Source organism: Streptomyces sp. H27-D2, from assembly GCF_035828615.1.
Lineage (GTDB): Bacteria > Actinomycetota > Actinomycetes > Streptomycetales > Streptomycetaceae > Streptomyces.
On the sequence record NZ_JAYMZR010000001.1, the window covers coordinates 132,444 to 143,811 of the forward strand.

Annotated in this window: 9 protein-coding genes; 5 read left to right on the forward strand and 4 right to left on the reverse strand. The window is 70.5% G+C overall.

Annotated features, from left to right (window positions below; genetic code table 11):
- Positions 1-304 precede the first annotated feature (304 nt).
- Positions 305-1,519 carry a cation:proton antiporter gene (locus tag QMK28_RS00610; protein WP_326434967.1) on the forward strand — a complete coding sequence of 405 codons (1,215 nt, stop codon included), beginning with the start codon at positions 305-307 and terminating at the stop codon, positions 1,517-1,519.
- Positions 1,520-1,579: 60 nt separating this feature from the next.
- On the opposite strand, the gene QMK28_RS00615 is transcribed toward QMK28_RS00610, so the two are convergent.
- Positions 1,580-2,719, reverse strand: coding sequence for a PP2C family protein-serine/threonine phosphatase (locus tag QMK28_RS00615; RefSeq protein WP_326434914.1), 1,140 nt, complete (start codon positions 2,717-2,719; stop codon positions 1,580-1,582).
- Between the two features lie 177 nt (positions 2,720-2,896).
- On the opposite strand from QMK28_RS00615, the gene QMK28_RS00620 reads away from it, so the two are divergent.
- On the forward strand, positions 2,897-4,126 hold the full coding sequence (locus tag QMK28_RS00620) for a GNAT family N-acetyltransferase (RefSeq protein ID WP_326434915.1): 1,230 nt from the start codon (positions 2,897-2,899) through the stop codon (positions 4,124-4,126).
- A 54-nt stretch (positions 4,127-4,180) separates the two neighbouring features.
- Here QMK28_RS00620 and QMK28_RS00625 read toward each other — a convergent pair whose 3' ends face one another.
- Together QMK28_RS00625 and QMK28_RS00630 are read right to left on the reverse strand one after the other, a co-directional pair.
- Positions 4,181-4,999 (reverse strand): Fpg/Nei family DNA glycosylase, encoded by an 819-nt coding sequence (locus tag QMK28_RS00625; protein ID WP_326434916.1) that lies wholly within the window; start codon positions 4,997-4,999, stop codon positions 4,181-4,183.
- Positions 5,000-5,006: 7 nt separating this feature from the next.
- Positions 5,007-5,495: a ribose-5-phosphate isomerase gene (locus QMK28_RS00630; RefSeq protein WP_326434917.1), complete on the reverse strand. Its 489-nt coding sequence runs from the start codon at positions 5,493-5,495 to the stop codon at positions 5,007-5,009.
- A gap of 163 nt (positions 5,496-5,658) precedes the next feature.
- Between QMK28_RS00630 and QMK28_RS00635 the strand changes: the two genes are divergently transcribed.
- Positions 5,659-7,101, forward strand: coding sequence for an amino acid permease (locus QMK28_RS00635; protein WP_326434918.1), 1,443 nt, complete (start codon positions 5,659-5,661; stop codon positions 7,099-7,101).
- Positions 7,102-7,238: 137 nt separating this feature from the next.
- Here the strand turns inward: QMK28_RS00635 and QMK28_RS00640 are convergent, their stop codons facing one another.
- Positions 7,239-7,838 carry a biotin transporter BioY gene (locus QMK28_RS00640; RefSeq protein ID WP_326434919.1) on the reverse strand — a complete coding sequence of 200 codons (600 nt, stop codon included), beginning with the start codon at positions 7,836-7,838 and terminating at the stop codon, positions 7,239-7,241.
- A gap of 380 nt (positions 7,839-8,218) precedes the next feature.
- On the opposite strand from QMK28_RS00640, the gene QMK28_RS00645 reads away from it, so the two are divergent.
- Both QMK28_RS00645 and QMK28_RS00650 read left to right on the forward strand, forming a co-directional pair.
- Complete coding sequence (locus tag QMK28_RS00645) at positions 8,219-9,712, forward strand: amino acid permease (RefSeq protein WP_326434920.1); 1,494 nt, start codon at positions 8,219-8,221, stop codon at positions 9,710-9,712.
- A 220-nt stretch (positions 9,713-9,932) separates the two neighbouring features.
- Positions 9,933-11,336, forward strand: coding sequence for an amino acid permease (locus QMK28_RS00650; RefSeq protein ID WP_326434921.1), 1,404 nt, complete (start codon positions 9,933-9,935; stop codon positions 11,334-11,336).
- The last annotated feature ends 32 nt before the right edge of the window (positions 11,337-11,368 follow it).

The window sequence follows — 11,368 nt, forward strand, 5'->3', positions numbered from 1 at the left end:
ACCCGGGCCTTACGCATGCGCATATCACTCATGCGCCCATCGCGCCGGCAATGCGGTGTTTTCAAGGCTTTCGGGCGGGTCGCGGTCCCGCTCGCGACCACCGGATCCAAGCTGGGGAAATCCGTGGGAGTGGCCGGAAAAGTCGTTTGGTAAACTAACCTTTAACTATTTCTTGACACCCTCTTTGCCAAATGCCGGACGCTCCCCTGGAGGAACCCACCCGCTTGCCGACGCCCGCCCGCACCGCAGTAGCCTCCGTCACCGAAAGGTCCTGACCATGGGACGCGCGGACACCCTGATCGCGATGGGCGGCGCCTTCCTGGCCGCCGCTCTGCTCGCCCGGCTCGGCGGCCGCATCGGCCTGCCCACGATCCCTCTGTTCATCCTGGCCGGCATCCTGCTCGGTCCGAACACCCCCGGCTTCGTGCTGGTCTCCGACCCGGCCGACCTGGAAATGCTCTCGGCCCTCGGCCTGGTCCTGCTGCTGTTCTACCTCGGCCTCGAATTCCACATCGACGACCTCAAGGCGGGCGGCCGCAAGATGGCCCTGGCGGGCGGCGCGTATCTCGCGCTGAACGTCGGCGCGGGGCTGGGCTTCGGCTTCGCGCTCGGCTGGGGCGCCTCGGAGGCGCTGGTCCTCGCCGGCGTGCTCGGCATCTCGTCCTCGGCGATCGTCACCAAGGTCCTGGTGGACCTGGGACGCATCGGCAATCCGGAGACCAAGCCGATTCTCGGCATCATCGTGGTCGAGGACATCTTCCTGGCGCTCTACCTCGCGGCCCTGCAACCGGTCATCTCCGGTGCCGACAGCCTGTCCGCCGCCGCGTTCCAGGCCGGCAAGGCGTTCGCCTTCCTGCTGCTGCTCGCCGCCGTCGCCCGCTGGGGCACGAAGATCATCGGCAAGCTGATCGCGACCAAGGACAACGAGCTGCTCGTCATCTCCTTCCTGGGCGCCGCCGTGCTGGTCGCGGGCATCTCCGAGGAGTTCGGGGTGGCCGACGCGATCGGCGCGTTCATGGTCGGCCTGATGCTGGGCAACACCACCTCCGGCGACCGGATCCGCGAACTCGTGCACCCGCTGCGGGACGCGTTCGGCGCGATCTTCTTCTTCGCGTTCGGCCTCTCCATCGACCCGGGCGACCTGCCCACGGTCGTCTGGCCGGTGCTCATCGCCGTCGTGATCACCATCGGGATGAACCTGATCGCCGGGCTGCTCGCCGCCCGGCTCTACCGCTTCGGGCCGGGCCCCGCGGCCAATATCTCCACCACCCTGCTGGCCCGGGGGGAGTTCGCACTGATCCTGGCCACCATGGCCGCGGCGGCGGGGCTGGACGAACGGCTCTCGCCGTTCATCGCGGGCTATGTACTCGTCCTCGCCGTACTCGCGCCGCTGGCCGCAGGGCAGTCGCACCGGCTGGCGCGGCTGCTGCCGGGCGGCAAGGACGACCCGCGGAAGCCGCAGGCACCGGAGACGCAGGCCGAGCCGGAGCCGGAGCCCGCGGGCAGCGGCTCGGGCTGAGCCCGGGTGCCGGCCGACCGTACGGTCCGGGACGGCCGCTCCCGTTCAGCAGTCCCGAATTCAGTCCCGGCAGATCAGCAGCAGCGCGCGGTCGTCGTTGACATCCTTGGCCACGGCTTCGATGAGATGCCAGGCCGCGCCGCGGAAACCGACCGTGACATAGCGGTCGGCTTCGCCGGTGAGCCGGTCGATGCCCTCGCTGATGTCCCGGTCGGATGACTCCACGAGGCCGTCGGTGAACAGCATCAGCACGTCCCCCGGCCGCAGTGAGCCCTTGACCGGGTGGAACTCCGCCCCGCCGTATACCCCGAGCAGCGGCCCGTCCGCCGCCTTCTCCTCCCAGCGACCGGTACCGGCGTTGAGCTGGACGCCCGGCAGGTGCCCGGCGGACAGCAGCTGGTAGTCGCCGGTGTCCAGGTCGAGGACGAGATGGACCGAGGTCGCGAAGCCCTCGTCCCAGTCCTGCCGCAGCAGATAGCCGTTGGCCGCGGGCAGGAAGCCCTCCGGCGGCAGCGAGCCGACGAGGCCGCCGAAGGCGCCGGAGAGCAGCAGCGAGCGGGAGGCCGCGTCCATGCCCTTGCCGGAGACGTCGGTGAGGACGACCTCCAGGACATGCCCGCCGTGGGTGCGCGAGGCGACCACGAAGTCGCCGGAGAAGGACTGGCCGCCGGCCGGGCGGAGCGCCATCTCGTGGTGCCAGCCCTTGGGCAGCCTCGGCAGCTTGCTCTGCACCCGGATGCGTTCGCGCAGGTCGAAGAGCATGGTGCCGCCGCGCCGCCAGGGCACTCCGACGCGGCTGCGGAACTGCGCGATGAGCAGGCCGACGAGCCCGACGGCGGCGACCACCAGGACGGTGCCCGGGGTGACCCGGTCCGATCCCTCGGTGTACGGGCCGAGCACCGCGGCCTCGACGATCAGCGCGACGGCGGCAGCCGCGTACAGCCCGAGCAGGCTGGCGGGGCGCAGCAGCAGCCCGCCGACGACGATCGGCACCACCAGGGCGGCGGGCGAGCACCACAACGGCTGCGCGATGGTGGCGCAGGCGATGGTGGGTATGGAGATCAGCAGGGCGGCGAGGGCGATCCAGTCCGCGCCGTCGCCGCGGAAGTAGTCGACCCCGGACTTGCGCAGGTTGATGCGGACCCGGTGCAGCGATTTGCGCAGCCGGGCGGTCTGGGTCTCCGCTCTTCCGTCCCCCACCGCCACCCTCCGTCCGGAGCGCCGCGCGCTCTGCTGGGCGCAACGCGCCGTTGCACCGGGACACTATCCACCCATTCGGCGGCGCGTCGATTCACGGCGCGCCAAAGAGGCCCACAGACCGGAATTCCCGTTCTAAATCCGCTCGCATGACCGGGAATCCCCTGATAGGCATACGTCATGTCGACTGAGTTGCGGGTGCTGCGTCCCACCGAATGGGACGAGTGGTACGGAAAGTTGGAGCTGGCCTTCGGTGGGGTTGCCGAGCAGGCCGATGAGCGCGCCATGTGGCGGGATCTGACCGAGATCGACCGGTCGATCGGCGTCTGGGACGAGGACGAGTGCATCGGGACGACGAGCGCCTTCACCTTCCGGCTGTCGGTGCCGGGCGGCGGGCTGGTCCCGGCGGCGGGCGTGACGATGGTGAGCGTGCTGTCCACGCACCGGCGGCGCGGGGTGCTGCGCTCCATGATGCGGCGGCAGTTGGACGACGTCCACGCGCTGGGCGAGCCGCTGGCCGTGCTGACGGCCTCCGAGCCGGAGATCTACGGCCGGTTCGGCTACGGCATGGCGACCGAGCAGCTGCACGCGGAGATCGATACGAGCCGGGTGCGGCTCACGGTGCCCGAGGGCGCCGACGCGGTGCGGCTGCGCCTGGTCAAGCCCGAGGACGCGCGGGAGGCGTGCGAGGCGGTGTACGCGCGGAAGGTCACCGCCCGGCCGGGGATGCTGGCCAGGCAGCCGGGCTGGGAGCGGCTGCCGCTGCTCGATCCGCCCGGCGACCGGAAAGGCGACTCGCCGCTGCTGTGCGTGCTGGCCGAGCTGGACGGCGAGGTGGTGGGGTACGCGCGCTACGCGATCAACCCGGAGTGGGAGCCGGCGGGCCCGAAGGGGCTGGTGCGGCTGTACGACTTCGAAGCCCTGTCACCGGCCCCGCGCGCCGCGCTCTGGCGCTTCCTGTTCGAGATCGATCTGACCTCGAAGCTGCGGGCCCGCAATCTCCCGGTGGACGCGGCGCTGCTGCACATGGTTTCGGACATCCGGCGCTGCGCGGTGGGTGTCCGCGACTCGCTGCATGTGCGGCTGGTGGACGTGGGGGCCGCGCTGGAGGCCCGTACGTACGCGGCGCCGGTGGATGTCGTCTTCGAGGTCGCGGACGCGTTCTGTCCGTGGAACGAGGGGCGGTGGCGGCTGACCGGCGACGCCAAGGGGGCTTCCTGCGAGCGCACCGAGGACCCGGCCGAGCTGGAGCTGTCGGTACGGGAGCTGGGCGCGGCCTACCTCGGCGGGATTCCGCTGAGCGCGCTGGCCTCGGCCGGCCGGGTGCGGGAGTTGCGCCGGGGCGCGCTGGCGGAGGCGTCGACGGCGTTCCGGAGCGATGTGGCGCCTTGGCTGCCGCACGGCTTCTAGCCTGTGCCGTGACCGGCGATTGAGGGCACCCGTCCACCGGCCCGCGGCCGAAGATCAACGTCGCTGGCAGCCGGGACACCAGAAAAGGTTGCGTGCGGCGAGTTCCGCACTACGGATCTCGCCGCCGCACAGATGGCAAGGCTGCCGGGCCCGTCGGTACACGTACACCTCGCCGCCGTGGTCGTCGACGCGCGGTGCGCGGTTCATCGCCTCGGGCAGGTGCTCGGGGCGGACGGTGTCGATCCGGTTGTTCCGTACGCCCTCGCGCATCAGGAGGACCAGGTCGGCCCAGATCGCGTCCCATTCGCGGCGGGTGAGGTCGCGGCCGAGCCGGTACGGGTCGACGCCGTGCCGGAAGAGGACCTCGGCGCGGTAGACGTTGCCGACGCCCGCGAGGACCTTCTGGTCCATCAGCAGGCCGGCGATCGTGCTGCGGCTGCGCGAGATCCGGGCCCAGGCGCGCTCGCCGCCGGCGCCTTCGGCGGCGGGGCGCAGCGGGTCGGGGCCGAGGCGCTCGTGTATCGCCTGCTTCTCGCCGTCGGTGATCAGCCCGCAGGTGGTGGGGCCGCGCAGGTCCGCGTACGCCGTGGGGGTCGCGAGCCGCAGTCGTACGGTGTCGGTGGGCGGCGGGGCCTGGCCGGTGCCGAAACCGAGTCTGCCGAAGAGGCCGAGGTGGATGTGGACCCAGCCGGTCGCCTCGAAGCCGAGGAAGAGGTGCTTGCCGTGCGCCTCGGCCTCGTCCAGCACCTGGCCGTTGATCAGTGCCGCGCCGTCCGCGAATTTGCCCTGCGGACTGGCGGCGAGCACGGGCCGGCCGCCGAAGGTCTCGAAGTGGTCGGCGGCCAGCCGGTGGATGGTGTGCCCCTCGGGCATCGGGCGGTCAGTCCTGCCGGGGGTGGTGGGCCGGGATCGCGGGGAGGTTGCCGGTCAGCTCGTAGGTGGTGAGCATCTCGATGCGCCGGGTGTGCCGCTCCTCGCCGGAGTACGGGGTGTCCAGGAAGACCTCGGCGAACCTGGTCGCCTCTTCCCTGGTGTGCATCCGGCCGCCGATGCTGATCACGTTGGCGTTGTTGTGCTCGCGGCCGAGGGCGGCGGTCTGCTCGCTCCAGGCCAGTGCGGCGCGTACGCCTCTGACCTTGTTGGCGGCCATGGCCTCGCCGTTGCCGGAGCCGCCGATCACGATGCCGAGGGCCTCGGAGTCCGCTGCGGTGCCTTCCGCGGCACGCAGGCAGAACGGCGGGTAGTCGTCCTGGGCGTCATAGATGTGCGGGCCACAGTCGACGGGCTCGTGGCCTTGGGCCTTGAGCCATTCCACGAGGTGGTTCTTGAGTTCGAAGCCGGCATGGTCGGAGCCGAGGTACACGCGCATGGCACCGAGTGTGACATGGACGCGGGTGGGCAACCGCCGATGGGTGTGCTCCTGCGTTTTGTCGGGTGAGGCGAATGCAACGATCCGGAATCAGGGGTTCCGTGAACGTTCTCCCTGCGTTTGAATGCGGGAGCTCGAAACCCGAGAACTTTAAGGATTGTGCATGAGCGCGCAACCGACGATTACCGTAGAGGGCCCGCCCTCCGACGGCACCGGCCGGGATTCGTCCTCCGGCCCCTCCGATGGTCTCCAGGCCGGACTCAAGAACCGCCACCTGTCCATGATCGCGATCGGCGGCGTCATCGGCGCCGGTCTGTTCGTCGGCTCAGGCGCCGGCATCAAGGCCGCGGGCCCCGGCATCCTCGTCTCGTACGCGCTGGCCGGCCTGATGGTCGTCCTCGTGATGCGGATGCTCGGCGAGATGGCCGCCGCCGACCCGTCCTCCGGGTCCTTCTCCGCCTACGCGGACCGGGCGCTCGGCCGCTGGGCCGGCTTCACGATCGGCTGGCTGTACTGGTTCTTCTGGGTCGTGGTGCTCGCCGTCGAGGCGACCGCCGGCGCGGGCATCCTCACCGGCTGGGTCCCGGGCGTCCCGCAGTGGGCCTGGGCGCTGATCGTGATGGTGGTGCTGACCGCCACGAACCTGGTCTCGGTCGGCTCGTACGGCGAGTTCGAGTTCTGGTTCGCGGGCATCAAGGTCGTCGCGATCGCCGCGTTCATCGTGATAGCCGGCCTCGCCGTCTTCGGCGTGCTGCCGGACACCGAGGCGGTCGGGCTGACCAACCTGACCGGCGAGGGCGGATTCCTGCCCAACGGGCCGGGCGCGATCCTGTCCGGAATGCTGTTGGTCGTCTTCTCCTTCATGGGCAGCGAGATCGTCACGCTGGCGGCGGGCGAGTCCGCCGACCCGGTGAAGATGATCAGCAAGGCCACCAACAGCGTGATCTGGCGCATCGGCATCTTCTACCTCGGCTCGATCGCGCTCGTCGTGACCCTGCTGCCGTGGAACGCCCCGGCCATCGTCAAGCACGGCCCGTACGTCGCCGCGCTGGACGTGATCGGCATCCCGCACGCCGGCACCGTGATGGACGTCATCGTGCTGACCGCCGTGCTGTCCTGCCTCAACTCCGGCCTCTACACCGCTTCGCGGATGGCCTTCTCGCTCGGCCGGCGCGGTGACGCGCCCAAGTCCTTCGGTCAGGTCAACAAGCGGGGCGTGCCCGCCGTCGCGATCTGGTCCTCGGTGGCCTTCGGCTTCATCGCCGTCATCTTCAACTACACGTCGCCGGACACGGTGTTCGACTTCCTGCTGAAGTCCTCCGGCGCGGTGGCGCTCTTCGTCTGGCTGGTCATCTGCTTCTCGCAGCTGCGGATGCGCAAGATCATCGAGCGGGACATGCCGGAACGGCTGACCGTGAAGATGTGGCTCTACCCGTATCTGACGTACGCGACGATCACACTGATCCTCTTCGTCGTCGGCTACATGTTCTACGACAAGGACGGACGCCAGCAGATGGTGCTGTCCGTCGCCGTGGGCGTGCTGGTGCTCGCCATCGGCCTGGTCCTCGACCAGCGCCGCAACAGGCTCGCGGCCGTCAAGGCGTAGCGGCGTACACCCGGGGACCGGGTTCCGGGGAGGCACGGCGTCCCGGAACCCATCCCGGAAACACGGACGCGCCGCGCGGTGGGGACACCGGGCGGCGCGTCCGTGTGTGGCGCGTCTGTACGTGGCGTGGCTGTTCGTCAGCCCTGGCGGCCGGCCAGCTTCCAGGCGGTGGGCAGCAGTCCCATCGCCAGGGCGGCCTTGAGGGCGTCGCCGATCAGGAACGGCGTGAGGCCGGCGGCGAGCGCCTGGCCGAAGGAGAGATCCGCGGCCAGCGCGAGGTACGGAACGCCGATCGCGTAGATCAGCGCCGAACCGGCGGCCATGGTGCCGACCGTCCGCAGCATCCCGCGGTCGCCGCCGCGCCGGGCCAGCGCGCCGACCACGGTGACCGCCAGCAGCATGCCGAGCACATAGCCGAACGAAGGGGCCGCGGTGCCCGAGCCGCCCTCGGCGAACCAGGGCATCCCCGCCATGCCGATGACGGCGTACAGCGCCATCGACAGGAAGCCGCGGCGGGCGCCGAGCGCCGAGCCGACGAGCAGCGCGGCGAAGGTCTGGCCGGTCACCGGGACCGGGGAGCCGGGCACCGGCAGGGCTATCTGGGCCGCGACGCCGGTGAGGGCGGCGCCGCCGAGCACCAGCACCGCGTCGCGCACCCGGGCGCGGGAGACGGTGGCGGCGGGCAGCAGGTCGGCCAGGACCGAACCGGGTCGGAGGGTGTCGGCGGCAGTGCTCATCGGGGCTCCCCGGGGTGGGTGGGCAGGAAGGAACACCGTGACGTTAGCCCACGAGTTAACGTGCGATCACCGTGTGCCATCGACAAAGGCACGATCGTGCCGTTGGTGGGTTCCGCACATCCGCCGGCCACCGAACGGCGCGTCCGCGCCGCGCGTTTCCGCTGCTCACGTGACGCTTGTCACGCACATGGCAGTGGAGGGGGAATCCTTTTGCGGTGGAGGCCAGGCGGTGGGGAGACTGTTGAGTCCCACCAAAGAGCTCTGCTGAAGCAGTCACCTCGACCGAAGCGGTCGCCGCTGTCCAACCGGTCCTCCCCGTCGAACCAGTCGTTCCTGTCGAACCAGTCGTTCCCGAAGAACCTGACGAGAGTACGAGCGCCATGCACGAGGCAATAGCCCCCAAGACCGACGCCGAGCCGGGCTCCGGGAGCGGCGGCACGGGTTCCGGTCCCCGCGACGGTTCCGGCACCGCTCCCCGTCCCGGTCCCGCTCCCGGCACCCCTTCCGGTCCCGGCCCCGGCGAGCGCGAGCCGCTCGCCGCCGGGCTCAAGCAGCGCCACCTGACCATGCTCGGCCTCGGCGGGGTGATCGGCGCGGGGCTCTTCGTGGGCTCCAGCGGCGGGATCGCGGTGGCCGGGCCCGGCATCGTCGTGTCGTACCTGATCGCGGGCACGCTCGCGATGCTGGTGATGCGGATGCTCGGCGAGATGTCGTCCGCGATGCCCGCGTCCGGGTCCTTCTCGGTGCACGCGGAGCGGGCGTTCGGCCGCTGGGCCGGGTTCAGCGTGGGCTGGCTCTACTGGTTCCTGCTGGTCGTCGTGCTGGCCGTGGAGGCCACGGGCGCGGCGACCATCGCCTCGGGCTGGGTGCCGTCCGTACCGCAGTGGGCGTGGGTGCTGCTGTTCATGGTGGTGTTCACCGTCGCCAACCTCGCGGCCGTGAGCAACTTCGGCGAATTCGAGTTCTGGTTCGCGGCGTTGAAGATCACCGCGATCGTGCTCTTCCTGGGCCTGGGCCTGCTGGCCATCCTGGGAGTGCTGCCGGACACCGACCCGGTCGGCATGACCAACCTCACCGGGCAGGGCGGCTTTCTGCCGAACGGCTGGAGCGGGGTGATCTCGGGCGTGCTCGCCGTCGTCTTCGCCTTCGGCGGCCTGGAGGTCGTCACGATCGCCGCCGCCGAGTCGGACGACCCGGCCCGCGCGGTCGGCCGCGCGGTGCGCAGCGCGGTGTGGCGCATCCTCCTCTTCTACGTCGGCTCGATGCTCGTCATCGTCGCCGTTCTGCCGTGGACCTCGATGAAGCCGGGGCAGAGCCCGTACGTCGCGGTGCTGGACCACATCGGGGTGCCGGCCTCCGGGCAGATCATGAACATCGTGGTGTTCGTCGCGCTGCTGTCGGCGCTCAACGCCAACCTGTACGGCTCGTCACGGATGGTGTTCTCGCTGGCGGAGCGCGGTGAGGCGCCGCGCGCGCTGCTGCGGGTGTCGGGCGGCGGGGTGCCGCGGCGGGCGGTGCTCGCCTCGGTCGCCTTCGGCTTCGTCTCGGTGCTGCTGAATCTCCAGTGGCCCGATTCGGTCTTCCTCTACATGCTCAACGCGGTGGGCGCGGTGCTACTGGTGGTGTGGGGGCTGATCGCGGCGTCCCAACTGCGGCTGCGCCGACGGCTGGAGCGCGAGGCGCCGGAGAAGCTGACGCTGAAGATGTGGTGCTTCCCGTGGCTGACCTGGGTCGCGCTGGGCGCGATGGTCATCGTCCTGGTGCTGATGCTGACCGACGACACCGCGCGCCCGCAGGTGCTGTGGTCGGGGGCCGCGACCGGTGCGGTGCTGCTGGTGGCGTTTCTGCGGGAACTGCGCGGCAAGCGCTCCTGAGGACGGGGGCGGGGCGGGCGCGGAGAGGCCGAGCGGACCCGGCCGGCCCTGCGCGACTCAGCCCGGCCCGGATGCCGCGCTCGATGACGCAACGAACCGGAAGCGAAGCGTCACCGCGGTGTCTGAATATCGGACAGTCCTGTCCGCGGTGTTGTCCTGAGCGGACGCTCCCACCACACTAAGGCCGCCCCGCCCCCGCTCTCTCACGTACTGGACGCACATGACCATCACCCGGACACCTGTCGCCGCACCCAGCGACTCCCCTCTGTCCAACGGCCTCAAGCAGCGGCACCTGTCGATGATCGCCCTGGGCGGTGTGATCGGTGCCGGGCTCTTCGTAGGCTCCGGCGCGGGCATCGCCGCCGCCGGACCGTCGATCGTGCTGGCCTATGCGATATCCGGCCTGCTCGTGATGCTCGTGATGCGGATGCTCGGCGAGATGTCGGCGGCCAACCCGGCCTCGGGCTCGTTCTCCGTGCACGCCGAGCGGTCGATCGGTCCCTGGGCCGGCTTCACCGCGGGCTGGATGTTCTGGATTCTGCTCTGTGTGGGCATCGCGGTCGAGGCCATCGGCGCGGCGAAGATCATGACCGGCTGGTTCCCCGGCACCGAGTCCTGGATCTGGGTCCTGCTGTTCATGGCCATGTTCTGCGCCGCGAACCTCGCGGCCGTCAGCAACTTCGGCGAGTTCGAGTTCTGGTTCGCCGCGATGAAGATCGCCGCGATCGGGCTGTTCCTGGTGCTGGGCGTGCTCGCCGTGCTCGGCCTGCTGCCGGGCACCGACTCCCCCGGCGGCTCCAACCTCAGCGGAACCGGCGGATTCATGCCGAACGGGATGGACGGCATGGTCATCGGCCTGCTGGCGTCCGTGTTCGCGTACGGCGGGCTGGAGACGGTGACGATCGCCGCCGCCGAGTCCGAACAGCCGGTCAAGGGCGTCGCGCGGGCCGTGCGCTCCGCGATGTGGCGGATCGCGCTGTTCTACGTCGGCTCGATGCTGGTCGTGGTCACCCTGATCCCGTGGAACGACCCCGCGGTGGTGGCCGACGGACCGTATGTGGCGGTCCTGGAACACCTGGACATCCCGGCGGCCGGCGAGATCATGAACGTCATCGTGCTGGTGGCGCTGCTCTCCGCGATGAACGCGAACATCTACGGCGCCTCCCGGATGTCGCACTCGCTGATCGCGCGCGGCGAGGGCCCCAAGGCACTCGGCAGGATCAGTGGCGGGGTGCCGCGCCTGACGGTGCTCGCCTCCTCCGTCTTCGGCTTCTTCGCGGTGCTGCTGAGCTACTGGTGGCCGACCACCGTCTTCACCTGGCTGCTCAATATGGTCGGCGCGGCCGTGCTGGTGGTGTGGGGCTTCATCGCCGCCGCGCAGCTGCGGATGCGCGGCCGGCTGGAGCGCGAGTCGCCGGAGAAGCTCGTGGTGAAGATGTGGTTCTTCCCGGTGCTGACCTGGGTCGCGCTGCTCGGGGTGCTGGGCATCCTGGTGCTGATGGCCCGCCAGGACAGCACGCGGGTCCAGCTCTACTCCACCGGCGGGCTCGCGCTCGCGCTCGCGGTCGTCGGCTACGTACGGCAGCGCACGGCACCGCGGCGCACGGCGGCCCCGAAGGGCTGACCTGCGACGTAGGCCGAGGCGGGGGGGGGGGG

Coding starts and splice junctions, on each gene's coding strand:
- QMK28_RS00645 (WP_326434920.1), top strand. CDS start 8,219: ATGCACGAGGCAATAGCCCCCAAGACCGACGCCGAGCCGGGCTCCGGG.
- QMK28_RS00625 (WP_326434916.1), bottom strand. CDS start 4,999: ATGCCCGAGGGGCACACCATCCACCGGCTGGCCGCCGACCACTTCGAG.
- QMK28_RS00620 (WP_326434915.1), top strand. CDS start 2,897: ATGTCGACTGAGTTGCGGGTGCTGCGTCCCACCGAATGGGACGAGTGG.
- QMK28_RS00630 (WP_326434917.1), bottom strand. CDS start 5,495: ATGCGCGTGTACCTCGGCTCCGACCATGCCGGCTTCGAACTCAAGAAC.
- QMK28_RS00650 (WP_326434921.1), top strand. CDS start 9,933: ATGACCATCACCCGGACACCTGTCGCCGCACCCAGCGACTCCCCTCTG.
- QMK28_RS00610 (WP_326434967.1), top strand. CDS start 305: ATGGGCGGCGCCTTCCTGGCCGCCGCTCTGCTCGCCCGGCTCGGCGGC.
- QMK28_RS00640 (WP_326434919.1), bottom strand. CDS start 7,838: ATGAGCACTGCCGCCGACACCCTCCGACCCGGTTCGGTCCTGGCCGAC.
- QMK28_RS00635 (WP_326434918.1), top strand. CDS start 5,659: ATGAGCGCGCAACCGACGATTACCGTAGAGGGCCCGCCCTCCGACGGC.